Raw genomic sequence first — 24077 nt, forward strand, 5'->3', positions numbered from 1 at the left:
TCCTGAGGAGGGCCGCGAGGCCCGTCTCGAAGGATGGGCCGCTTGTCTGGAGTGTGCCGCCCATCCTTCGAGACAGCGCTTCGCGCTTCCTCAGGATGAGGTCTGCTTTGTGGATGTGACGTTTACCGCGTGAACGCCTGAACATTGCCCGCGTCGACGTTGATGATGTTCCCGGTCGACTTGGCGGAAAACTCGGAAGCGAAAAAGTAGGTTGCCTCGGCGATGTCTTCCGGCAGCACGGACAGTTTCAGCAGCGAGCGCTGGCGGTAGTGTTCCTCCAGCTCCGACGTGTCCTTGCCGTAGGCTTCTGCGCGTTCCTTCAGCCAGTCACCGGACCAGATCTTGGACCCACGCAGGACAGCGTCCGGATTGACCACATTGACACGGATCCCCTCCGGAGCACCTTCCAGGGCGAGACAGCGGGCAAGGTGCAGTTCGGAAGCCTTGGCTGTGCAATAGGCACTGGCACCGGGAGACGCGGCGAGGCCGTTCTTCGATCCGATGAAAACGATGGAGCCGCCGACCCCTTGCGTCTTCATCACCTTGAAGGCCTCACGGGACACCAGGAAATAACCGGTCGACAGGATGGACATGTTCCGGTTCCACAGGTCGAGCGTGGTGTCCTCGATCGGGGCGGAAGACGCGATGCCGGCGTTGGAAACGAGAATGTCGACACCGCCGAATTCCAGCGCCGCTCGGGCAAAGCTGTCTGCCACTGCGTCTTCGCTGGTGACATCCATCGTAACCGTGCGCACGACGTCCCTGGAATAACGTGAGGTGAGATTGTCGGCGGCGGCCCCGAGTGCGTCCGCGTCGATGTCGGCCAGCACCACGCAGGCGCCTTCGCGCAGAAAGCGTTCAGCGGTGGCTGAGCCGATGCCGCCGGCACCGCCGGTGACCAGCGCGATCTTGCCTGCAAGGCTCTTGGGTTTGGGCATGCGCTGCAGCTTGGCTTCCTCCAGAAGCCAGTATTCGATGTCGAAGGCTTCCTGTTCCGGCAGGCCGCGGTAGGTGGAAACGCTGGAAGCGCCGCGCATGACGTTGATGGCGTTGGTATAGAACTCGCCTGAAATGCGTGCCGTCGCCTTGTCCTTGGCGAAGGTGATCATGCCAACGCCCGGCACCAGGTAGACAACGGCGTTCGGGTCGCGAAGGGCGGGGCTGTCGTCGTGCTTGCAACGGTCATAATAGGCCGCATAGTCGTCACGGTAAGCTTCTGCAGCCTGACCGAGCCCGGCAAGCGTTGCCTCGATGTCCGGGGTCGCGGGATCGAAATCGACCACGAGCGGGCGGATCTTGGTGCGCAGGAAATGATCCGGGCAGCTTGTGCCGAGGGCGGCAAGGGCTTCCATGTCGTTGGCGCAGACAAATTCCAGCACAGCGTCGCTGTCGTCGAAATGACCGACCATATGCTGCTTGCCGGAGACCATCCCCCGGATTGCAGGCATCAGGCGGGCGGCAACGGCGCGCCGGTCCGATGGAGCCAGGGCGCGGTGTTTCGAGCCGCCGAAAGCATCTTTTCCTGCCGTCTTTTCCTCAAACCAGGCAATCGCCTTGTTGATGATCTCCAGGGTGGTTTCGTAGCAGGTCCTGGCGTCGTCAGCCCATGTAAAGAGGCCATGGCTTTCCAGAACGACACCGCGGGCGTCCGGATTTTCCAGGCAGAATTTTTCCAGCCACAGGCCCAGTTCATAGCCTGGACGCTTCCAGGGAAGCCAGCCGATGTCGGCGCCGAAAATTTCCTGTGTGATTGCCTTGCTGTCGCTTGCCGCTGCAATGGCGATGATTGCGTCCGGATGCATATGGTCGACATGGCTTTTCGGCACATAGGCATGAAGCGGGGTGTCGATGGAGGCGGCGCGCGGGTTCAGGTTGAAGGTGCAATGGGGCAGGCAGGCGACCATCTCGTCTTCGAACTCGACACCGCGATAGAGCCCTTTAAGTGCCCGCAGCTTGTCCATGTAGAGTGTCGCAAAACCATCCATCTTGATGGTGCCGACATCGCCGCCGGAGCCCTTGACCCACAGTACCTCGACCTGATCGCCGGTGAGGGGATCCTTTTCCATCGCCTTGGCGGAGGTGTTGCCGCCACCGTAGTTGGTGATGCGCTTGTCGGAGCCCAGGAGGTTGGAGCGATAGAGCAGCAGCTCCGCTTCGCTCATGCCGGAAGCCTTCTGGTCATCCCACAGGTTTGCAAGCCGGGAACCGGCAGCGGAATTCAACATCTTTTCCTCCCAGGTAAGCCTGACGGCTTGCGTCTCGTTGTTTAGAAACTCGCTTGAACGGATCGGGTTGTCAATCAAAAACGATCAATATCAATCATATTGCGCTGCAAAATGATCATTTTTGATTTTTTATGATTGACATTGACCGGTGTTGGTGGAAACGTTTGATCAATGGGAGGACCAGATGCACGAGAAAGAACGCCACAGGATCATATTGTCCGCAGTCCAGGATCGTCCGGTCGTGACGGTGCAGGAGCTGGTGGCGTTGACGGATTCCTCAGAAGCCACCATCCGTCGTGATATTGCCCAGCTGCATGTGCAGAAGAAGCTGCGCCGTGTGAGGGGTGGGGCGGAGAGCATTCATCCGCCGCAATTCGTCGGTCTGGCGGGGCGTCCGTTCAGTGTCAACGAAACGATCAACATCGCTCAGAAACGCGCAATCGCGCAAAAGGCGGTGGAGCTGTGCGAGGATGGCGATGCCATCATCATCAACGGCGGCACAACCACCTTTCAGATGGTGCATCCGCTGGCAACCAAGCGCTGCCAGGTGTTCACCAACTCGTTTCCGATTGCCGAGCATCTCCTCAAGAATTCCAAGAACACCATCATGCTCTCGGGCGGGGTGATCTATCGCGAACAGAACATCATCCTGAGCCCCTTCGACAACGACGTGACCCGGAACTTCTACGCGACGCGCATGTTCATGGGCGCTCAGGGGCTTGGGCCGCTTGGGCTCATGGAGGCCGATCCGTTGCTCATTCAGGCCGAGCAGAAGCTGATCGGCCAGGCGGATGAACTGGTGGTTCTGGCGGATTCGTCGAAATTCAGCGCACGTTCCAGCCTGATCCTGTGCCCGCTCGAGCGGATTTCCACCGTCATCACCGACGACAGGATCCCCGACAGCGCGGCCAACATGCTGGAACAGGCCGACATCCATCTGATCGTGGCGGAAACAAGCGCCGCACAGACCAAGGCAACCTCGAACGGGTAGCCGGCACACTGTCCGGACCTTGGGAGGGGCCGGCAGCACTTTAGGGAGGAAGACCATGAAATTGCTCAAGTCACTTCTGGCGGCAACAGCTGTCGCCGCCGTCTGCATCGCCGCACCGGCCAGTGCCGCGGAAAAACGCATCGCCCTTGTCGTCAAGGCACTCGGCATCGGCTTCTTTGAAGCTGCCGCCAAGGGCGCTGAAGAGGCCGCCAAGGAACTCGGTGATGTCGAGATCATCTACACCGGCCCGACCGACACGACCGCAGAAGGTCAGATCGAGGTCATCAACGCGCTGATCGCCCAGAAGGTTGATGCCATTGCAATCTCCGCCAACGATCAGGACGCCCTGGTTCCGGCACTGAAGAAAGCCATGGACCGCGGCATTACCGTGATTTCCTGGGACAGCGGCGTTGCGCCGGAAGGTCGCCAGCTTCACCTCAATCCGTCGTCCAATCCGCTGATCGGCAACATGATCATCAAGCTGGCCGCCGATCATCTGCCCGATGGCGGTGATGTCGCCGTCCTGTCCGCGTCCGCAACCGCCACGAACCAGAACATCTGGATCGAGGAAATGAACAAGGTGAAGGACAATTATCCGGGCATCAACGTGGTCGCCACCGTTTATGGCGATGACCTTGCCGACAAGTCCTACCGTGAAGCCCAGGGCCTGATGCAGACCTATCCGGACCTGAAGGCGATCATCGCGCCGACGTCCGTGGGCATTGTTGCGGCCGCTCAGGCGGTCTCCGACGCCGAAAAAGCCGGTCAGGTCAACGTGACCGGGCTCGGCCTGCCGTCAGAAATGGCTGGCCACATCGCATCCGGTGCATCCAAGTCGTTCGCGATCTGGAACCCGATCGATCTCGGCTATTCGGCAACCATGCTGGCCTACAACCTGTCCACCGGCGCCGCGGAAGCAAAGCCGGGTGCGGAAATCCCGATGGGACGTATGGGCACGCTGACGCTCAACGACAGCAACGAAGGCGCGATGGCGGACCCGTTCGTCTATGACAGCTCCAACATCGACGACTTCAAGGACATTTTCTAAGCTGGTCGCCAGGACCGGACGATAGAAACATGTCAGACCCGGTGCCATGCGCACCGGGTCTTTGAAACCAGCAACGAAACTCCAGGCTCCGGGAAATGGTCATGCTTGCGAACACGCAGGGCATAGCGGACACGCATCCGCAAACGGAAGACGGCGCGGGGCCGGTACTGACGCTCAGCGGTATCTCCAAGTCGTTCCCGGGCGTAAAGGCGCTTTCCGAGGTATCGCTGGAGCTGTTCCCGGGGGAAGTTACTGCCCTGGTGGGGGAAAACGGCGCGGGTAAATCCACCATCGTGAAGATCCTGACCGGCATCTATCAGCCGGACGAGGGCGCAATCGCGATCAATGGCACACCGGTTTCCTTTCCCACCGCCCAGGACGCGGGCCGGGCAGGGGTGACGGCGATCCATCAGGAAACCGTCCTTTTCGATGATTTGTCTGTGGCGGAAAACATTTTCATCGGCCATGCGCCGAAAACCCGTTTCGGGCTGATCGACCGCAAGGAAATGCTGCGCAAGGCACAAGCGCTGCTCGACCGGATCGGCGCCAGGATCGATCCGAATGTCACGCTGAAGGATCTCGGTATTGCCAACAAGCACCTGGTGGCGATTGCCCGGGCGCTCTCCATCGACGCCAAGATCGTCATCATGGATGAGCCGACCGCCTCGCTCTCCCACAAGGAAATTGAGGAAACCTACGAGCTGGTGGAACGCCTGAAGGCGGAAGGCAAGGCGATCCTCTTCATCAGTCACAAGTTCGACGAGATTTTCCGCATCGCGGACCGCTACACGGTTTTCCGGGACGGCCAGATGGTCGGCAAAGGCAAGATCGAGGCTGTTTCCGAACAGGAGCTGGTCAAGCTCATGGTTGGCCGGTCGGTCGACCAGGTTTTCCCGAAACGGGCACCGCAACTGGGTGAGGAAGTGCTGAAGGTTGTCGGCTATTGCCACCCGACGGAATTCGAGGACATCGGTTTCACGCTTCGTGCGGGAGAGATCCTTGGGTTTTACGGCCTTGTGGGGGCCGGGCGCAGCGAATTCATGCAGGCGCTGTTCGGGGTGACCAGGCCTTCCAAGGGGGCTATCCGGATCGACGACAGGATTGCCGTCATTCGCGATCCCAACGAGGCCATCCGGCAGGGCATCGTCTATGTGCCGGAGGACCGGGGCAAACAGGGCGCGATCAAGGGCCTGCCCATTTTCCAGAATGTCTCGCTGCCGTCGCTCAAGGAAACCTCGCGCAAGGGGTTCCTGCGGCTTGCGGAGGAATTCAAGCTGGCCCGTGACTACACGCGGCGGCTGGACTTGCGCGCAGCAGCTCTTGACCAGGATATCGGCGAACTTTCAGGCGGCAACCAGCAGAAGGTTGTCATCGCCAAATGGCTTGCGACCAAACCTCGGGTGATCATCCTGGACGAACCCACCAAGGGCATCGACATCGGGTCCAAGGCCGCGGTGCATGAATTCATGGCGGAACTGGCCGCCGAAGGTCTGGCGGTCATCATGGTGTCGTCCGAAATTCCCGAAATTCTCGGCATGTCCGACCGGGTGATTGTCATGCGGGAGGGGCGTATCGCCGCCGAATTTGAAGGCGCTGACCTGTCGCCCGAACATCTGGTGCGGGCGGCTGCCGGCATCACGGAGGTGCGTACATGATCCGCTCGCTGATGAAATCGCGCGAGACCATTCTCGCCGGAGCTATCCTGGTTCTGGTGTTGGCCATTGCCACTCGCTTTCCCGGCTTCGTCGCGCCGTCCAACCTGGCGAATGTCTTCAACGACACGGCTCCGCTGATCATTCTGGCACTCGGCCAGATGGTGGTGATCCTCACCCGGTGTATCGATCTGTCCGTTGCCGCGAACCTGGCGCTCACCGGCATGGTGGTTGCCATGCTCAACATGGCCATGCCCGGTCTGCCGGTGCCGGTTATCCTGGCCCTGGCGATCTGTCTTGGGGCCTTGATGGGGCTCGCGAACGGACTGCTTGTCTGGAAGCTGGATATTCCGCCCATTGTCGTCACCCTTGGCACGATGACCATCTACCGGGGCATCATCTTCGTCATTTCCGGCGGGGAGTGGATCAACGCCCATGAAATGAGTGACGCCTTCAAGGCCTTCCCGCGTGAGGTCGTGCTTGGCCTACCGGTTCTGTCGTGGATCGCGATCGCCGTCGTGATCGGGTTTATCGTTCTGGTCGGGCGGACACCACTTGGCAGGGCTTTCTTTGCCGTTGGCGGCAATCCGCACGCGGCGGTCTATACGGGCATCAATGTCGGCCTCACCCAATGCGCCGCCTATGTCATTTCCGGCGCGCTTGCCGGTCTCACCGGCTATCTCTGGGTTGCCCGCTATGCCGTTGCCTATGTCGATATCGCCGGCGGCTTCGAACTTGAGGTGGTCGCGGCCTGCGTCATCGGCGGGATCTCGATTGCCGGCGGCATCGGGTCTGTCGGCGGGGCTCTGCTCGGTGCGCTGTTCCTCGGTATCGTCAAGAACGCCCTTCCGGTGATCAATATCTCGCCCTTCTGGCAACTCGCGATTTCCGGCAGCGCAATCATCATCGCCGTAGCCTTCAACGCCACGTCCAACCGGACCAAGGGCCGGGTGATCCTGAAAAAAGCGGAGCACGCAGCATGAGCCTCGCCACCCCAGACACCGGCGCGCAGGGGCGTCAGATTCCGGACAGGCTGAAGTCGCCGCTGCAGCGGTTTCTGGTGAGCTGGGAACTGCTGCTACTCGTGGTCGCCGTCGCCGTCTTCACGCTGAACAGCTTTGCCTCGCCCTATTTCCTCGACCCCTGGAACCTCTCCGACGCGACCTTCAATTTCACCGAAAAGGCCATGATCGCCTTTGCAATGGGGCTTCTGATCATTTCCGGCGAGATCGACCTTTCGGTTGCCTCGATCATTGCACTTTCGTCCACGGCCATGGGCTTTGCCGTCCAGATGGGGGCCGATACGCCGGTTCTGGTGTTGATCGGCCTCGGCACAGGGCTGTTGTGCGGTGCCTTCAACGGCTTTCTGGTGACGGGCTTCGGCCTGCCGTCCATCGTGGTGACCATCGGCACCATGAGCCTTTTCCGCGGCATTTCCTATATCGTGCTCGGCGACAAGGCCTACACCGGCTATCCGTCCGACTTTGCCTTTTTCGGGCAGGGCTACGTCTGGTGGGTGATCTCTTTCGAGTTCGTCCTGTTCGCTCTGCTGGCCATCGTCTTTGCCGTCATCCTGCACAAGACGAACTTTGGCCGCGCGGTCTATGTCGTCGGCAACAACCCTGTCGGCGCGCTTTTTTCCGGTATTCGCGTGCCGCGGGTCAAATTCGCACTTTTCCTGCTCACGGGCCTTATGTCGGGTGTTGCCGCCATCTGCCTGACCTCGCGCCTCGGGGCGACAAGACCATCGATTGCCTTCGGCTGGGAGCTTGAGATCGTGACAATGGTGGTGCTGGGCGGCGTCAATATTCTCGGTGGCTCCGGCTCCATTCCGGGCGTGGTGATCGCTGCCTTCGTCATGGGCATGGTCACCTTCGGGTTTGGTCTGCTCAACGTACCGGGCATCGTCATGTCGATCTTCATCGGTCTGCTGCTGATTGCCGTCATTGCCTTGCCGCGCATCGCCCACCGGGTTCTCGCAAAGCGGAAGGCCTGAACCATGGAAAAATATGCCTTCAAGATGAAGCTCAATCCAGGCATGGAAGCGGAATACCGGAAGCGCCATGACGAAATCTGGCCGGAACTGGTGGCCTTGTTGAAAGACGCAGGCATCAGCGACTATTCAATTCATCTGGATCCCGAGACCGACATCCTCTTCGGCGTGCTTTGGCGCCAGGATGGTCACAAGATGGATGATCTGCCGAACCACCCGGTGATGCGGAAATGGTGGGCACATATGGCCGATGTAATGGCGACAAAACCGGACAACGAACCAGTGGCAACACCGCTCACAACCGTCTTTCACATGGATTGAGCGTTGATGGCAGCGATCCGGAATGTGGGCGTCATCGATATCGGCAAGACCAACGCCAAGGTCGCCGTGGTCGATCTGGACCAGCGCAGGGAACTTGGCGTCCTGACGCGGCCCAACACGGTCCTGCCGGGGCCGCCCTATCCGCATTTTGACCTGGAAGGCCACTGGGATTTCATCTGCGACGCGCTGGCGGAGCTGCACAAGGCCCATGGTATCGATGCGCTGTCGGTGACGACGCATGGTGCCAGCGCCGTTCTTCTGGACGCGAAAGGGAACCTTGCCGCGCCGATGCTGGACTATGAATTCACCGGCCCGGACGACCTGGCGGCCGCCTATGATGCGATCCGGCCGGACTTCGCGGAAACCGGGTCACCCAGGCTCGGCATGGGCCTCAATCTGGGAGCGCAACTCCACTGGCAGCTGAAAACGGACCCGGGTCTGCTTGACCGGGTGGCGACAGTTCTGACCTATCCGCAATACTGGACCTTCAAGCTCACCGGCGTTCTTTCCAACGAGGTGACTTCGCTCGGCTGCCATACCGACCTGTGGTGTCCGTCCGAAAACCGGTTCTCCTCGCTTGTGGACCAGCTCGGTCTGGAGGAGAAGATGGCTCCCGTGCGCAAGGCGGGTGATCGTCTCGGGTCCGTCCTGCCGGAGGTTGTGGCCCGGACCGGATTGCCGAAGGATATTCCGGTCGCCTGCGGCATTCACGATTCCAACGCGTCGCTTTATCCGCATCTGATCCTGCGACAGCCTCCGTTTTCGGTCGTCTCCACCGGCACTTGGGTGATCGTGCTGGCGATAGGAGGCCGCCGGGTGCTCCTCGATCCGTCCCGCGACACGCTGATCAACGTCAACGCTTTCGGTGATCCTGTGCCTTCGGCAAGGTTCATGGGGGGGCGAGAGTTCGACATGATCCTGAAGGGACGTGAAAAGGGCTGTTCGGAAGAACAGATTGATACCGTGCTTTCTCGCGAGATCATGCTTTTTCCCGCTGTCGACCCACGTTCCGGCCCTTTCCAGGGCAGCGAGTATCACTGGAGCGTGGATGAGACGCTCCTGACCAACGGCGAATGCTTTGCGGCTCTGTCCTTCTATCTGGCGCTGGTGACGGCAGAGTGCCTGGCGATGACCGGTGCAGAAGGTCCAATTGTTGTGGAGGGGCCGTTCGCTCAGAACGGGCTTTACCTTGACATGCTGGAGGCTGCGACCGGGCGGCCGGTTGAAGCATCGGCTGGGTCGCTCACCGGAACCAGTATCGGCGCCGCGTTGCTGGTGGCGGAGGGTGATACGGAAAAACGGCAGCAGGCTGGCCCACGCGGAAGCGGCGGCGAACGTCTCTCTCTGCTGAAGCAATACGCTGGGAAATGGCAAGAACAGCTCCAGTGAGCCAACTGCCATCCCCTGATACGCACGGCTTTTCCCTTTTCCCGGCAGCCTTGATCCGCTATGTCAGCGCAAAGACAGCGAACCCAACAAGCCGCCGAGCTTCTCAAATGAACGATATTGCCGACAGTACCGACATCGACGTACCCGCGTTGCTTCGCAATGCACCTGCGAGCGTCGAGTTCAAGAAGCTGAGAAAGCGCCTTTTGCGTCAGGCACGTGAGGCGATTGCCGACTTCGGGATGCTGCCGGAAGGGGCTTCCCAGGAAAAGCGGCCGAAGTGGCTGGTCTGCCTGTCGGGTGGCAAGGACAGTTACACGCTGCTGGCGGTGCTGATCGAACTGAAATGGCGGGGGCTGCTGCCGGTTGACCTGGTCGCCTGCAATCTGGATCAGGCGCAGCCCGGCTTTCCGGCGGACATCCTGCCGAAATTCTTCGAGGACAACGGTATCGAGCACATCATCGTGCGCGAAGACACCTATTCCATTGTCACCGACAAGATCCCCGAGCACCGCACCTATTGTTCGCTGTGTTCGCGCCTGCGCCGCGGAATTCTTTATAGGATCGCACGGGAGCAGGGCTGCGAGGCCATCGTGCTCGGCCATCACCGGGAAGATATTCTGGAGACGTTCTTCATGAACCTCTTCCACGGTGGCCGTCTGGCCTCCATGCCGCCCAAGCTGATCAATGACGAGGGCGATCTTCTGGTGCTCCGCCCGCTTGCCTATTCTGCTGAAAGCGACATCGCACGCTTTGCCAACGGCATGCAGTTCCCGATCATTCCCTGCAATCTCTGTGGCTCGCAGGACGGCCTGCAGCGCGAGGAAGTCAAACGCATGCTGCAGGGCTGGGAAAAGGCAACACCCGGCCGCCTTGGCGTCATGGCCCGCGCCCTCGGCCACACCCGGCCGTCACATCTCCTCGACCGCTCGCTCTACGACTTCGTCAACCTGCGCCCTGCCGAGGGCGGGGTAGAGGTGAGCGGCGAAGCAGAAGAACCCTGTGGCGCAAGCCTGGCGATGACGGCAAAGCTGTTCGCAGCGGAGTGACCTTCTGAGGCGTATCCGCGGTAACAACAGCGTTCAGATAGCCCCATTCCATATCCCCGCGCTCCCCGTCATTGCCGGACTTGACCCTGCAATCCACTCCCTGACCTTTTCAAATGGATAGGTGTTGCCGTGTCGTGGTGTATCGACATGGATGCCATGGTCGAGCCATGGCACGACGTGGCTTGGGGAGAGGCATCGGGAAAGCGCTCTGACACAGTCCATTCGTCCTCAGTCCATTCGTCATTGCCGGACTTGATCCGGCAATCCATTCCCTGGCCTTTCCAAATCGATAGGCGTTGCCGTGTCGTTTTGCATTGGCATGGATGCCATGGTCGAGCCATGGCATGACGAGGGTGTGGCACGGACAGGGATGATCTCGCAGGTCAACCTGCCCGTCATTGTCACGCGTCCTTGGCTTGTCATCCCGGTTTGTCGCACGAGCGACAAGACCGGGATCCAGTATGCCCTGCGATTGGACTTCTAAGAAGAAATGTATTTCAATATCTTATCGGGTTTTCGCTGGGGTGAGGCCTGTGAACGCGGAGACGTGCATCTATTGAAATCGATATGAGCCTCTTGCCCACTTCCAGCGCGCAGGTGAGCGCTTGACCTGACCGGAATAGCTACCGGCCTATGCTGCAAACAGGTCACGCAGCCAGCTTTCCACCCGTTGAACCGCCGGTTTTCGCGGTGAGGAATTGTCGCGGTTCAGCAGGTAATGGGTGCGCATGGAAGGCAGCCCCGGGTCCAGAGGGGTCGTCAGCCGTCCGCTTCCCACCAGCCGGGCTGCAACCTTGCCCAGCAGCAGGGCGACACCGCCGCCGGCAGCCGCCAGTTCAACCGCCGCGAGGGAGGTGTCGACGGTGACGCCCGAGTGTCCGGATGGCTGCGTGAGGGACTGAGCTTCGAAAAAACGTGGCCAGTGATCGTCGAAGCCGAGAATGTGAATGCGTGGAAGATCCATCAGATCCGCCGGTTCCTTCAATCTTTCGGCCAGCGCTGGATGACACACCGGCACGATCTTTTCCGGTCCCAGCGGTTCTGCATGCGCACCTGGCCAATTGCCTGTGCCGAGGCGGATCTCGATGTCGGTGCCGGTCTCAAGGGCTGTGTCGGCCCAGATTGCCGACAAGAGCCGGATGTCCAGTTCAGGATGGGTCTTCTGGAACTCCGCCAGGGCAGGGGCGATGATGAGAACAGTTTCGGAAATCGGCGCCCGAATGGTTACGGAGCCGGCCGTTCGGTTGCCGAAGAGCCTGTCCGTGGATACGGCAAGGTCCTGCAAGGCCTTGCGTACCGACGGCAGATAAGCCCGGCCGCTGGCGGTAAGCTCCAGCTTTCGCGTCGTGCGTTCGAAAAGCTGATGGCCGAGCTGGCTTTCCAGTGCGCTGATGTGCGTGCTGACAGCGGCCTGGGTGAGGCCGAGTTCCGCGCCCGCTGCGGTGAAGCCGCCCAGCCGGCTGACGGCTTCGAAGCTTCTCAGCCATACGAGATTGGGGAGTGCCGACATTCTCTTCATTCATAAAAATAGTTTGGTAATTGGCTGAATTAATATCATTTCTCTATTTCATAGGCGAGGCGCAAATTGAGGGCATCAAACCCTGTTTCACGAAAGGCGCTTCTCATGCGGGTCGGTTTCATCGGATTGGGCAATGTCGGCGGCAAACTGGCCGGCAGCCTGCTGCGCAACGGTCTTGACGTCATGGTGCTGGACCTCAATCCGCTGCTTATGGAAAGCTTTGCGGCCAGGGGAGCCCTACGCGGTGAAAGCCCGAAGGAGCTTGCAGAAAGCTGCGATGTCGTCATCACCTGCCTGCCCAGTCCGGCAGCCTGTGCTGCGGTCGTGGAAGGTCCGGACGGTATTCTGGAAGGTATTGGCCCGGGCAGGATCTGGGCGGAAATGTCGACAACGGACGCCGGCGAAGTGCGCCGTCTGGCACGGCTTGTTGTCGCCAGAGGGGCGGAGGCGATCGAATGCCCGGTTTCGGGCGGCTGCCACAGGGCTGCTACCGGAAATATCTCGATCTTTGCCGGGTGTCCGCGGGAAACCTTCGAGCGCATGCTGCCGCTCCTGACCGTTCTGGGGCGGCGCGTGCTGCACACCGGCGAGATCGGCTCGGCATCTGTTCTGAAAGTCGTCACCAACTATCTGGCAACGGCCAATCTGGTGTCTTTGGTCGAAGCGCTGACCACCTGCAAGGCAGCCGGAATGGATCTTGGCACGGCTTACGAGGCAATCCGGATTTCCTCAGGTAACTCGTTCGTCCATGAAACGGAGAGCCAGGTCATCCTCAACGGCTCGCGCGACATCTCTTTCACCATGGATCTAGTTGCCAAGGACATCGGCCTGTTCCAGAAAATCGCAGACGATCATCAGGTTCCGCTGGAAGTGTCGCCGCTTCTCAACCGGATTTTTGCTGACGGGATCAACCGCTATGGTCCGCGGGAATTGTCGCCCAACATCATCAAACGCCTTGAAGATGCAACCGGTCTTGATATCCGGGCACCGGGTTTTCCGGACGAGATGGTTGACGAGGAGCCGGAAGAAGCCGGATATGAGGTTATGCCAAGAAGTGGCGACGACATGAAACTGAACAGACGGGAAGTAGCAGGCGGATGATTGAAAAGCGGCAGTTCTATATCGGTGGATCCTGGGTCGATCCGGTCGAGGCAAAAACGCTCGAGGTGATCAACCCGGCAACGGAAAAGCCGGTTGCCGTGATCTCCCTGGGCAGAGCCGCCGATGTGGACAAGGCGGTTGCTGCAGCCAAGGCCGCATTTGCCGATTGGTCTGAGACAAGTGTCGAGGAACGTGCCGCGCTTCTTGAGCGTGTCATCGTGATCTACCAACGCCGGTCGGAGGAAATGGACGAAGCGATCCGGCTTGAAATGGGGGCGCCGCGCAGCTTTGCGCGCGGCAGCCAGACGCCTGCCGGATCCGGCCACCTGGAAGCGACGCTGGAAGCTCTGAAGCATCATGTGTTCGAACGTCCGAGCCCGCGTGGCGGCAGCGTGCTGCGGCACGAGCCGATTGGCGTTTGTGGCTTGATCACACCCTGGAACTGGCCGATCAACCAGATTGCGGCAAAGGTCGCGCCCGCGCTTGCTGCTGGTTGCACCATGGTGCTGAAGCCAAGTGAAATTGCGCCTCTCTCCGGGCTTCTCTTCGCCGAGATCCTGGATGAGGCCGGCTGCCCGGCTGGTGTTTTCAATCTGGTAAATGGCGATGGACCGGGCGTCGGATCTGCAATGTCCTCGCATCCGGATATCGACATGATGTCCTTTACCGGTTCGACCCGTGCCGGCGTCGCGGTCAGTCAGAATGCTGCACCGACCGTCAAACGTGTTGCTCTGGAGCTCGGCGGCAAGTCGGCCAACCTGCTCTTTGCGGATGCGGACCTGGAAACGGCCCTGCGCACGTCGCTGTCGGGCTGCTTTTCCAACACCGGTCAGTCCTGCGATGCACCGACCCGTCTGCTCGTGGAGCGAAGCGTCTATGACGAGGCTATTGCGCTCGCCGGAAAGATTGCGGCGGAAACCAAGGTCGGGGATCCGGCGGAGGAGGGAGATCACATCGGGCCGGTGATCAGTGACCTGCAATACGAAAAGATCCAGGGTCATATCGAGCGCGGTCTGGCAGACGGTGCCCGCCTTGTTGCCGGAGGTCCGGGCAAACCGAAGGGGTTCGAGACAGGGTATTTCGTTCAGCCGACAGTGTTTGCCGATGTCACCAACCAGATGTCGATTGCCCGTAACGAGATCTTCGGGCCCGTGCTGGTGATGATCCCGTTCGACACGGAAGAGGAGGCTGTCGCGATTGCCAACGATACGCCTTACGGCCTTGCCGCCTATATCCAGACCGGCGATCCGGAACGAGCGAAGCGCGTAGCCCGCAAACTGCGTGCGGGCAGCGTCTATATCAACGGCAACAGCCCGGACTGGGATGTGCCGTTCGGCGGGTACAAGCAGTCCGGCAATGGCCGCGAATATGGCGAATTCGGCCTGGAAGACTTTCTGGAACTGAAAGCCATTACAGGCTGATACCAGGCAGAGGACGCACCAGCCATTGCTGATGGCTGGAGATGGCGAAGGGACCGGCTGGCCGGCCCCTTTTCCGCAAGCGTGTCTTGAACCTTACAAAACGACGATCTGGGATCCGTCAGCAACCCGGCTGTAAAGATCGATGACGTCCTGGTTGATCAGGCGGACACAGCCACTGGAAACGGCAGAACCGATGGTCCAGTATTCGCCCGTGCCGTGGATGCGGTAGAGCGTATCCTTGTTGCCCTGGAAGATGTAGAGTGCTCTTGCACCCAGCGGGTTTTCGATGCCCGGGGGCATGCCGCCGTTACGCCAGCTCCATTTTTCCAGTTCCGGCTGCCGCTGGATCATCTCTTCCGGCGGTGTCCATTTGGGCCAGGCAGCCTTGCGGGCGATCCGCGCACGGCCAGACCATTCGAACCCGGCACGACCAAGGCCGACACCGTAGCGCATCGCCTTGCCGTTTTCCTGGACGAGGTAGAGGTAGTAGTTGCTGGTATCGACGACCAGCGTACCGACCTTCTCGCTGGTCTGATAATCGACCTGTTTGCGATAGTAGCGTTCCGGTACCTTCTTCAAATCCGGAGCAGGGATCGGAAACTGCTCTTCCGGCATCGCACGGTACATCGCAAGGACGGACGGATCCTGCCAGGGGGCAAGTGGCTGCTGGGGAGCGGTCGTCATACAGCCGCTGACGGCGAGCCCTGTAAGGCTCGCCGACCCGGCAAGAAATGATCTTCTTGTAAGGTTCGTCATTTGAAGGCTACTGGCCTGTTTCTAGATAAGGGACGGGAGGATCGGCCGGATTCTGGCCGAGGGTGTAAACCGTGTATTGCGCCGTCGGGTCGTCGCCCATGCCGAGCGACCCCTGGGGCATGCCCGGAACCGCGATACCGCGAATGTCCGGACGCTCCGACAGCATTTTTTCAACCGCTTCCAGCGGCACGTGTCCTTCGATGATGTATTTCCGGTCACCGCCGGTCACCGCCGTGTGGCAGGCCTGCATGTCATCCGGAATGCCTGCCTGCGCCTTGATGGAGCTCAGGTCTTCCATATCGTGAACGGCGACCTTGTAGCCGGCAGCCTCGACGGCCTCGGTCCACAGCTCGCAACAACCGCACCAGGGTGACTTGTAGACCGTGATGGTGTTGTCTTCCGCAGCCCAGGCGACCGAGGACAAGGCCAGGAACCCACCGGCAAGTGCAAAAGCGAAAGGTCTTCTAGACATGGTCGGCCTCCTTTCGTGCGTGCGCATGGCACGGCTTGCCCATGACACGATGCAGAATCACATGCATGGCGACGCAGCCGAACATCGGCACGGCCAGCAGCAACGCTTCACCAGCCGTCAGTCCGGTCGGTGCGGAAACGATCAGCAGACCAGTCACCACCGCCATCAGCAGGCAGCAGCCGAACATGAAGAGATTGTTCCTGTTCAGATTTTTCCGAATTCGAAATGCAGGCGCGGCATAGGATGCCTGTGTACCGTTTTCCTGAAGACTCATGATTTTTTCCTGTCTTTCAGGCGAACTGTTCTCATGCCGGTCAATTGTGCCCCGGCAAGATGTCGTTCAACCTTCCAATAGTGTTGGCTAAGCCGGAACTTTGTGTTCCGTTGGATTGTCAGCCTTTAATGGGAGGTTGATCTTCCGCGTACGGCAGAGCGTCCGTCAGGACGGGAGGTGACGTGGTTTCCGGCCCGGTCACCGCGGATTGGAATTGCAGTGCCACAACGGAGAAATGAGACAGGCAATCCGGGCCGCACCCGAAGGGTTTGGTGGTTTTTCCGGTCTGGCTGTCCGGTTGGCAACATTGGGCATGATGCGCGGTAAATTGCACCGTCTTTGCGGCCAGGTCCGTTTCCACCGCCATCGAGCGTTCCAGAGCGCGAATGCTCTTTGGAACATGCGTGTAGGCTGCGGCGGTTGTGACCCCGGCAAAAAAGCAGATCAACAATGTGATCAAGACGTTGCGCATTCAATCTCAGTACCCGACAGGGGTCTCAATTTCCATACCTTGGCTGCTCACAAGCGCGTAATCGCGAATTGAGGTCAAACCGTGGCTTGCCACGAAGTCTGCCCCGGGTACCACCTATGCGTTTTGTGCAAGTGTCGGCGACTGGGGCGCGCCACACAGGTGTGAGCAGAGGGGGCGCATGCATGTGCACTGGACAGCTCGCCATGTGTTCCATATCTCTTTTTTCATGACCGTGCACGCGCAGCAAACCTCGAACGACTACGGGATCCTTGTGGAACCGCTTGCCGGCGAAGTGACGGCCTGGCGGGGGGACCAGTTGCTGGCGCGGTCTTCAAAGGCGCGGGTGATGTATGAAACCCGGCTTGCACCTGCGATCTATTTCCCGCGCGACGACGTTCTGGCAGACCTCGAACCCGCTCCGGAGCGCAGAACCTTCTGCCCATTCAAGGGAACGGCTAGTTACAGCCACGTCCGGGTCGGCAATGAAACGCTGGAGAACGGCGCCTGGAGTTATCTCAATGCGTTGCCGGAAGGTAAGGCGGTTGATGGACTTGTGGCCTTCATGCCGGGTGTGGCGAGCCGGGTCGATTTTCAGGGCGCCCCGATTGATCCGTTGCCTGTCGGGAACATCACGGGGCCGACAGTCGATTGGCTGCTGCGCGAAGCCTGGGCTGCGAAAACGCCGGAAGAACTTACAGCCGCCCTTGGCCGGAAACTGGTGGAGGACGGGATAGCCGTCTGCCGAATCAGCATCCTGATCTGGTCACTGCACCCGATGATTGCCGGCCGTCATTATGTGTGGACGCGCGATGACGATACCGTGCAGAGCTTTGCTCCGTCCTACGAGACACTGGAGAGCCCGGCCTTTCGCCTGAGCCCGCTTCAGCATGTGGCCGACGGTTTGGGAGGCATTCGGCAAAAGATCGATTCGAACCCCGACGAGTTCAATTTCCCGATCATGGAAGACCTCAGGCAGCAGGGCGTTACCGACTACGTCGCCATGCCGCTGCCTTTTTCCGACGGGCGGATCAATGTGATGACCCTCGCTTCGGATCATCCTGCCGGTTTCACCACGGCAAACCTCGGACTGGTGTTCGAATGTTCGGCCCTTATCAGCCGGCTTTTCGAGGTATTTGCTCTGACATCGAACGCGACATCCCTTCTGGAAACCTATCTGGGCAAGCGGACGGGCGCGCGGGTTCTGGGCGGCGATATCCGGCGTGGGGACGGTGATGTCATCGACGCGGCGATCCTGTTCTGCGACCTCAGGCATTCCACCAGGCTCGAAACGGAGCTTGGCCGGCAAGCCTATGTCGGTGAACTCAACCGGTTCTTCGAGGTGACGACCGATATCGTCAACGCGCATGAAGGCGAGGTCCTGAAGTTCATTGGCGATGCAGTGCTGGCGATTTTCCCTGCGGGCGTCGGCCTGGAAGAGGCCTGCCGGCAAGCAGTTGCCAGTGCCGAGGAGATCGTTCGCCGTCTGAAGGTGCCAGACCCGGACACACAGGGCATCTCCATGCACTGTGCCATCGGCATCGCCTTTGGTGAGGTCACCTACGGCAATGTCGGGTCAAGGGAGCGGCTTGATTTCACGGTGATCGGCCATGCAGCCAACATCGCGGCACGACTTGGGGATTACGGCAAGGTTATCGGGCAGGAGATCGTTGCGACGGCGGAAGTGGCTCTGGAAGCAGGGCTGCCTTCGATCACGCTCGGATCGGTCGACCTGCACAATGTCGCCGGGCCTGTGGCAGCGCATGCGGTCACGACGCGGGATGACTGAGCAAGAGACCTGATTTCTTCAAGTCGGCCAACTTGCAAAGTCGTTTTCCGCTCTTGTTTCACAGATCTATTCGGGATGCGGCCCCGTTTTGGGGGATGCCTGTCACCATCTGCCCAGCGCTCAGCGAGCGAACGCTTAGCCTGAAGCGCGCCTGAATTCAGCGGACGGTGTGTTCTCCGTCAAATCCGCCCATCGGCTGGTTGCGGACAAGGATTACGAGGCCTTCCTTGCTGGGCTCGGCATCCTTCAGTGCAACACCGCCGTAGTTGGCGCAAAGTTCTTCGGCACTCTTGGCTTTGGCTGGAGTAAACATGGTGAGCGCCTGGCAGTCGACGCGGCGCAGTTCGCCATCGGTCTTTACGCCACCAGACATGACGATGCCGGCTCCGACAAGTGCCAGAACGAAAGTGGAGGTGGCAGCAACTGCAATCTTGTTCATTGTCCCCGGTCCCATTTCCCGGCTCCGTTGTTTGATGGAGCCCTGCGATATGGTCGGAGAATGGCGGAACGCACCTGTACTCACCCTGAAATCCGCATTCACCTTGCGTTCAGCTTAGGTGATTCGGCAATTTTTGCCGAGATGGTGCCTGCATTCGACCGCAAACGATTCCGGTTAACATTGGATAAAGTGCAAGTCCAAGTGGTTTTGACGGGGTTTGAGCCCAATTGGCATCATTCTGATTTACCCGGCGAATGGTTCCGGAGTGCCTTATGGCACCCGTCATTCCGGACAAGTGTAGCGAAGCTGCGCGCCGATCCGGAAACCAGATGTCATCGTGAGCAAAGCGAACTCTTTATTTCAATAGAAGGCCGCGCCCCCGGCGCGAAATATGTCAGGATTCCGGATCGGCGTTCGGCGTTGCCTCACTTGTCCGGAATGACGGGAAGGTGAGGCGCAACTCAACACGCCAAAAAGCGCATCTTGAACCGTCGCCCGGCTCTCTCCCTCACAATCGTCATCCCGGACAAGCGAAGCGCGAGCCGGGATCGGAGAGCCACCTGCGGTCAGGGATCCCGGTCGGTTCATACTGCAACCCGGCTCTCCATTTCCGGATTACTACCATTGCAGCACCCTGAGACACGAAAAAGGGGCGGTAGAACCGCCCCTTGAAAGCCTCGATCGGAACTTGCAGCCGGCTCAGGCAGTCTGCTGAGTGGTCTCGATACCTTTTTCGGTGAGAAGGCCCTGCAGTTCCTGGTTCTGGAACATTTCGCGGATGATGTCACAGCCGCCGACGAATTCACCCTTCACGTAAAGCTGCGGAATGGTCGGCCAGTTGGTGAATTCCTTGATGCCCTGGCGCAGATCGTCGTCTTCCAGAACGTTGATGCCTTTGTAAGGAGCGCCAACATAGTCAAGGATCTGTACGACCTGACCGGAAAAACCGCACTGCGGGAAGTTCGGCGTGCCTTTCATGAAAAGCACAACGTCGTTGGTGTCGACTTCGTTCTTGATCCAGTCCTGGATGCTCATGGGTCCGTCCTTTGTCTCTTTGCCGCCTATCTGGCGAGATCCGGCGGCAGATTCAAGTGCTCGCGCTGCCTGCGCGGCAATGTGTCAACTCAATCCGGTGCCTTGGTCTGAAGGGCGAGGGCGTGCAAAGCGCCGCCCATGTTGCCTTTCAGTGCCTCGTAAACCAGTTGATGCTGCTGCACGCGACTCTTGCCGCGGAAGGATTCCGAGACAACATTCGCTGCGTAGTGATCGCCGTCTCCAGCCAAATCCCGGATCTCGACCTGAGCATCGGGCAAAGCCGCCTTGATCAGGGTCTCGATCTCATTTGCGTTCATCGGCATCGTGCGTCCGTCCTGTTGTTAAGTTCCTGAAGGTCAAACGGCTTATGCCGTTGCCATGTAATTCGGGAACCAATCTTCGTGCGCTTTTTTCAAGTTTGCAACGGATATGGTGAGAATGCCCTCAACAGTCAAATCCGTGCCACCGGTGGTGCCGATTTGTTGAACGTCGATACCGCCGTCCAGAATGTCCTCCAGAACGGCTTCCACCTTGTCCTGGGAAACTGTGACGACGTAGCGTCCCTGGTCTTCACCGAAGAGCGCGGCATGGGCCGGCCCATCGATCTTGACCGTTGCGCCGATGCCGCTGGACATCGCCATCTCGGCGAGAGCGACACCCAGGCCGCCGGAAGAAATATCGTGTACAGCCGTCAGACGAGCCGCGCCGATGAGCTGGCGAACCAGCGTGCCACGGCGCTTTTCTGCCGCCAGGTCGACCGGCGGCGGAGCGCCTTCCTCACGACCCAGAATATCCGCGAGATACTGGGATGCGCCCAGATGGGTGCCCTTGCCACCGATGAGCAGGATTGCGTCACCTTCGTTTACGAAGGCCGCACCTGCGCGCACCGTGACGTCCGGAAGCAGTCCGACACCGCCAATGGCCGGGGTCGGCAGGATTGCTTCGCCATGGGTCTCGTTGTACAGCGACACGTTGCCGGAAACGATCGGGAACTCGAGTTCCCGGCAGGCTTCGCCGATGCCTTTGATGCAGCCGACGAACTGGCCCATGATTTCAGGCTTTTCCGGGTTGCCGAAATTCAGGTTGTCGGTTGCAGCCAGCGGTTCGGAGCCGACGGCGGTCAGGTTGCGCCACACTTCGGCAACGGCCTGCTTGCCGCCTTCAAACGGGTCCGCCTCGCAATAGCGCGGTGTCACGTCAACGGAGAAGGACAGGCCCTTGCGGGTGCCTTCCACGCGGATGACACCGGCATCACCGCCCGGCGTCGCGGCCGAATTGCCCTGGATCAGCGTGTCGTATTGTTCATAGACCCAGCGGCGGGACGAGCCGTTGGCGTTGCCGACCAGGGTCTTGAGAGCTTCGGCATAGTCTGCCGGTTCCTCGATTTCGGACGCGGACAGAACGGGGCGCTTTTTCGGCTCGACCCAGGGACGGTCATATTCGGGAGCTTCGTCACCGAGTTCCTTGATCGGCAGATCGGCGACGACTTCGCCCTGGTGCTTGACGATGAAGCGCAGCGTGTCGGTGGTCTTGCCGACGATGGCGAAGTCGAGGCCCCATTTCTTGAAGATGGCTTCGGCTTCGTGTTCCTTTTCCGGACGCAGAACCATGAGCATGCGCTCCTGGCTTTCCGAAAGCATCATTTCGTAGGCGCTCATCTGTTCTTCGCGCACCGGAACCTTGTCGAGGTCCAGCTCGATGCCGAGGTCGCCGCTGGCGCCCATCTCGACGGCAGAACAGGTAAGACCGGCCGCACCCATGTCCTGGATGGCGATGACCGCGCCGGTTTCCATGAGCTCAAGGCAGGCTTCCAGCAGGCATTTTTCGGTGAAGGGATCGCCAACCTGAACGGTGGGGCGCTTTTCTTCGATCGTATCGTCGAACTCCGCCGAAGCCATGGTCGCGCCGCCGACACCGTCACGGCCGGTCTTGGCGCCGAGATAGACGACCGGCAGGCCGACGCCTTCGGCCTTGGCCAGGAAGATCGCATCCGATTTTGCAAGGCCTGCCGCAAAGGCGTTGACCAGACAATTGCCGTTGTAGCGGGCGTGGAACTCGACTTCGCCGCCAACTGTCGGAACGCCGAAGGAGTTGCCGTAGCCGCCAACACCGGAAACGACGCCGGAAACGAGGTGACGGGTGCGCGGATGATCGGGTTCGCCGAAGCGCAGGGCATTCATGGCCGCAACCGGTCGCGCGCCCATGGTGAAGACGTCACGCAGGATGCCGCCGACACCGGTCGCAGCGCCCTGGTAAGGCTCGATGTAGGACGGGTGGTTGTGGCTCTCCATCTTGAAGACCACGGCCTGACCATCGCCGATATCGACCACACCCGCGTTTTCACCCGGGCCCTGTAGCACGCGCGGACCTTCGGTCGGCAGGGTCTTCAGCCATTTCTTGGAGGATTTGTACGAGCAGTGCTCGTTCCACATGGCTGAAAAGATGCCCAGCTCGGTGAAGGTCGGCTCGCGGCCGATCAGTTCCAGGATGCGCTCATATTCATCCGGCTTCAGACCGTGGGAAGCAATCAGGTCGGGCGTGATCTTGATGTCGTTCGGGATCATGACGTTTCACTGTTTTTGGCCAGTGTTTCTGGCCAATGGGTGGGGCCGCGACGGCACGGGCAGACGATGATGCCGCCGTTTAGCAGATTGTCCCCCAATTTGGGAGCCTTGCGGTGCAAAGAAATTCGACAAATTTGATCGCGGGCGATGCGATTGGCCTTGCAGACGTTCTTCCACCTGACAGCGCAGTGCATTCCAACCAGCGCAAGTTCGAATTCAAGCCCGGTATCAAGGGAAAATACGGTTCGTAAAAGTCTCACCGGCAAAGCGGAGATGGCTGCAATGCGGGTGTTTCAGTGCATTTGGTTGCAGTCTTGACAGATTTGGACGATTGTCCTAATTCGATTTTAGGGCAAGTGTCCTAATCGTGCTGGGCGCGTTCGAATGCGCCTGTTCTGAAAACCGAAAACCCTGTCAGGCAATCCGTCCTGCTGAAACGTGGAGGAGCAATCCTCCGCGAACGGAATCGCCTTGCCGGTCGTTCCTGCATGCACGGGGTTTTGAGAGGAAGGAATTCCACTGGTGCAAGACTTGATGAATCAGACCCGAAAGCTTTTTGCCGCCACACTCATGGCCGCGACCCTTGCCGGTTCACCGGTTTTCGCGGAAGTCGATCAGGTGGGTGAAAGTCCATGGGGACCGGTAGACGAGATCGGCACGCTCAACATGATGAGCGATGCCTCCCGGTTGGAGATCTTGCAGCGCATCGATGCCGGCAAGATTTATGATCTCGGTGTGGATCTCTTTGTCGGCATGCCGGATTGTTGCAGTGCCGCCTTCGGAGATCCGACCTACCAGATGATGATGCTTCATGCGCCGGCGCGCGGGGATGGCAGCAAGGAGCTCCTTTCGCATTCCAGCGAAGCGATTTCGATGAATACCCACACGGGAACCCATATCGACACGCTCAGCCACTTCGGGCTTCACGGGAAAATCTGGAACAACGTTAGCGCCGACGAGGCGCAGGGCGCGCGCGGGTGGGCGAAATCGGGTGCGGACAAGTATCCACCCATTATTGCGCGCGGCGTGCTGATCGACGTTGCGAAGGCCAAGGGGGTGGATGTGCTGCCGGCGTCCTACGCCATTACGGTGGATGATCTGAAAACCGCGCTGGATGCGCAGGGAACCAGCTTGCAGGAAGGTGATGTGGTGCTCATTCGTACCGGCCAGATGCAGCATTGGCCGGACAGGTCTAAACTGGCGCTGTTCAGCCAGTCAGGGCTTGGCCTTGATGCCGCAAGGTGGCTGGCCGAGGAGCAAAAGGCGATGGTGCTGGGCGCGGATAACCTGGGTCTGGAAAGTTTCCCGTCCACCAACCCGGACAATTTCGCACCTGTTCATTCCTATCTGCTGGCGCAGAAGGGTGTGTCGTTTATCGAGCTCTTGTGGCTGGAAGACCTGGCAAGGGACGCGGTCCATGAATTTGCCTTCATCACCTCGCCGCTGAAACTGCGTGGCGCCACCGGCTCGCCGATCCGCCCGATTGCGGTCCCGATCAGAAGCAGTCGTTGAAGCTTTACTTCTGCCCGGCGGAGCAAAAGCCTCCGCCGGCTTGGGCTGGCAGGAGAAGATC

General features: G+C 59.8%; 23 protein-coding genes. 13 read left to right on the plus strand and 10 right to left on the minus strand.

The annotated features are described in order from the left end of the window. Positions 1 to 122: 122 nt before the first annotated feature. Positions 123 to 2225 (minus strand): bifunctional rhamnulose-1-phosphate aldolase/short-chain dehydrogenase, encoded by a 2103-nt coding sequence (locus ACYQ6M_RS06635; RefSeq protein WP_460072844.1) that lies wholly within the window; start codon positions 2223 to 2225, stop codon positions 123 to 125. 184 nt (positions 2226 to 2409) lie between these two features. Between ACYQ6M_RS06635 and ACYQ6M_RS06640 the strand changes: the two genes are divergently transcribed. The 8 genes from ACYQ6M_RS06640 to ttcA all read left to right on the plus strand — a co-directional run bounded on the left by ACYQ6M_RS06640 (position 2410) and on the right by ttcA (position 10665). Next, positions 2410 to 3216 carry a DeoR/GlpR family DNA-binding transcription regulator gene (locus tag ACYQ6M_RS06640; RefSeq protein WP_031269240.1) on the plus strand — a complete coding sequence of 269 codons (807 nt, stop codon included), beginning with the start codon at positions 2410 to 2412 and terminating at the stop codon, positions 3214 to 3216. Positions 3217 to 3271: 55 nt separating this feature from the next. Continuing rightward, complete coding sequence (gene rhaS, locus ACYQ6M_RS06645; protein WP_023000853.1) at positions 3272 to 4264, plus strand: rhamnose ABC transporter substrate-binding protein; 993 nt, start codon at positions 3272 to 3274, stop codon at positions 4262 to 4264. Positions 4265 to 4365: 101 nt separating this feature from the next. Then, on the plus strand, positions 4366 to 5919 hold the full coding sequence (locus tag ACYQ6M_RS06650) for a sugar ABC transporter ATP-binding protein (protein WP_152506194.1): 1554 nt from the start codon (positions 4366 to 4368) through the stop codon (positions 5917 to 5919). After that, positions 5916 to 6899, plus strand: coding sequence for an ABC transporter permease (locus ACYQ6M_RS06655; RefSeq protein WP_055655090.1), 984 nt, complete (start codon positions 5916 to 5918; stop codon positions 6897 to 6899). The genes ACYQ6M_RS06650 and ACYQ6M_RS06655 overlap by 4 nt, the downstream gene beginning before the upstream one ends. Then, complete coding sequence (locus ACYQ6M_RS06660; protein ID WP_075283903.1) at positions 6896 to 7912, plus strand: ABC transporter permease; 1017 nt, start codon at positions 6896 to 6898, stop codon at positions 7910 to 7912. Before ACYQ6M_RS06655 ends, ACYQ6M_RS06660 begins: the two co-directional genes overlap by 4 nt. A gap of 3 nt (positions 7913 to 7915) precedes the next feature. Continuing rightward, positions 7916 to 8230: an L-rhamnose mutarotase gene (gene rhaM, locus ACYQ6M_RS06665; RefSeq protein ID WP_055655087.1), complete on the plus strand. Its 315-nt coding sequence runs from the start codon at positions 7916 to 7918 to the stop codon at positions 8228 to 8230. A 6-nt stretch (positions 8231 to 8236) separates the two neighbouring features. Continuing rightward, positions 8237 to 9619, plus strand: coding sequence for an FGGY-family carbohydrate kinase (locus ACYQ6M_RS06670; RefSeq protein WP_460072848.1), 1383 nt, complete (start codon positions 8237 to 8239; stop codon positions 9617 to 9619). A gap of 107 nt (positions 9620 to 9726) precedes the next feature. Next, positions 9727 to 10665: a tRNA 2-thiocytidine(32) synthetase TtcA gene (gene ttcA / locus ACYQ6M_RS06675; protein WP_460072850.1), complete on the plus strand. Its 939-nt coding sequence runs from the start codon at positions 9727 to 9729 to the stop codon at positions 10663 to 10665. A 631-nt stretch (positions 10666 to 11296) separates the two neighbouring features. Here ttcA and ACYQ6M_RS06680 read toward each other — a convergent pair. Beyond that, positions 11297 to 12175: a LysR substrate-binding domain-containing protein gene (locus ACYQ6M_RS06680; protein WP_460072852.1), complete on the minus strand. Its 879-nt coding sequence runs from the start codon at positions 12173 to 12175 to the stop codon at positions 11297 to 11299. A 114-nt stretch (positions 12176 to 12289) separates the two neighbouring features. On the opposite strand from ACYQ6M_RS06680, the gene ACYQ6M_RS06685 reads away from it, so the two are divergent. Continuing rightward, positions 12290 to 13285: an NAD(P)-dependent oxidoreductase gene (locus ACYQ6M_RS06685; RefSeq protein WP_460072854.1), complete on the plus strand. Its 996-nt coding sequence runs from the start codon at positions 12290 to 12292 to the stop codon at positions 13283 to 13285. After that, on the plus strand, positions 13282 to 14706 hold the full coding sequence (locus ACYQ6M_RS06690) for an aldehyde dehydrogenase family protein (protein ID WP_460072856.1): 1425 nt from the start codon (positions 13282 to 13284) through the stop codon (positions 14704 to 14706). Before ACYQ6M_RS06685 ends, ACYQ6M_RS06690 begins: the two co-directional genes overlap by 4 nt. Positions 14707 to 14799: 93 nt before the next feature. On the opposite strand, the gene ACYQ6M_RS06695 is transcribed toward ACYQ6M_RS06690, so the two are convergent. The 4 genes from ACYQ6M_RS06695 to ACYQ6M_RS06710 all read right to left on the minus strand — a co-directional run bounded on the left by ACYQ6M_RS06695 (position 14800) and on the right by ACYQ6M_RS06710 (position 16680). Then, positions 14800 to 15390, minus strand: coding sequence for a L,D-transpeptidase (locus ACYQ6M_RS06695; protein WP_077292536.1), 591 nt, complete (start codon positions 15388 to 15390; stop codon positions 14800 to 14802). Between the two features lie 79 nt (positions 15391 to 15469). Then, positions 15470 to 15934, minus strand: a complete 465-nt coding sequence (locus tag ACYQ6M_RS06700) for a DUF411 domain-containing protein (RefSeq protein WP_055655078.1) — start codon at positions 15932 to 15934, stop codon at positions 15470 to 15472. Then, on the minus strand, positions 15927 to 16208 hold the full coding sequence (locus ACYQ6M_RS06705; protein ID WP_055655077.1) for a hypothetical protein: 282 nt from the start codon (positions 16206 to 16208) through the stop codon (positions 15927 to 15929). The genes ACYQ6M_RS06700 and ACYQ6M_RS06705 overlap by 8 nt, the downstream gene beginning before the upstream one ends. Before the next feature lie 118 nt (positions 16209 to 16326). After that, positions 16327 to 16680, minus strand: coding sequence for a hypothetical protein (locus ACYQ6M_RS06710; protein ID WP_077292539.1), 354 nt, complete (start codon positions 16678 to 16680; stop codon positions 16327 to 16329). A 205-nt stretch (positions 16681 to 16885) separates the two neighbouring features. On the opposite strand from ACYQ6M_RS06710, the gene ACYQ6M_RS06715 reads away from it, so the two are divergent. Beyond that, positions 16886 to 18466, plus strand: a complete 1581-nt coding sequence (locus ACYQ6M_RS06715; protein ID WP_460072860.1) for a DUF427 domain-containing protein — start codon at positions 16886 to 16888, stop codon at positions 18464 to 18466. 157 nt (positions 18467 to 18623) lie between these two features. Here ACYQ6M_RS06715 and ACYQ6M_RS06720 read toward each other — a convergent pair whose 3' ends face one another. Next, the gene (locus tag ACYQ6M_RS06720; RefSeq protein WP_023000868.1) at positions 18624 to 18905 is read right to left on the minus strand and encodes a hypothetical protein; all 282 of its coding nucleotides are present in this window, start codon (positions 18903 to 18905) and stop codon (positions 18624 to 18626) included. 60 nt (positions 18906 to 18965) lie between these two features. Here ACYQ6M_RS06720 and ACYQ6M_RS06725 point away from each other — a divergent pair, with 60 nt between their 5' ends. Continuing rightward, a complete protein-coding gene (locus ACYQ6M_RS06725) occupies positions 18966 to 19358 on the plus strand; it encodes a hypothetical protein (protein WP_460072862.1) in 393 nt (130 codons plus the stop codon). Between the two features lie 246 nt (positions 19359 to 19604). Here ACYQ6M_RS06725 and grxD read toward each other — a convergent pair whose 3' ends face one another. The 3 genes from grxD to purL form a co-directional block, all read right to left on the minus strand. Continuing rightward, the gene (grxD, locus tag ACYQ6M_RS06730) at positions 19605 to 19940 is read right to left on the minus strand and encodes a Grx4 family monothiol glutaredoxin (protein ID WP_023000869.1); all 336 of its coding nucleotides are present in this window, start codon (positions 19938 to 19940) and stop codon (positions 19605 to 19607) included. 89 nt (positions 19941 to 20029) lie between these two features. Continuing rightward, entirely contained in the window at positions 20030 to 20263 is a 234-nt protein-coding gene (locus ACYQ6M_RS06735) for a BolA family protein (protein WP_006932469.1), read from the minus strand. A 42-nt stretch (positions 20264 to 20305) separates the two neighbouring features. Next, positions 20306 to 22504 (minus strand): phosphoribosylformylglycinamidine synthase subunit PurL, encoded by a 2199-nt coding sequence (gene purL / locus ACYQ6M_RS06740; RefSeq protein ID WP_055655071.1) that lies wholly within the window; start codon positions 22502 to 22504, stop codon positions 20306 to 20308. A 534-nt stretch (positions 22505 to 23038) separates the two neighbouring features. On the opposite strand from purL, the gene ACYQ6M_RS06745 reads away from it, so the two are divergent. Continuing rightward, the gene (locus ACYQ6M_RS06745; RefSeq protein WP_460072865.1) at positions 23039 to 24016 is read left to right on the plus strand and encodes a cyclase family protein; all 978 of its coding nucleotides are present in this window, start codon (positions 23039 to 23041) and stop codon (positions 24014 to 24016) included. Positions 24017 to 24077: the final 61 nt, after the last annotated feature.

Source organism: Roseibium sp. ROS1 (genome assembly GCF_054658215.1).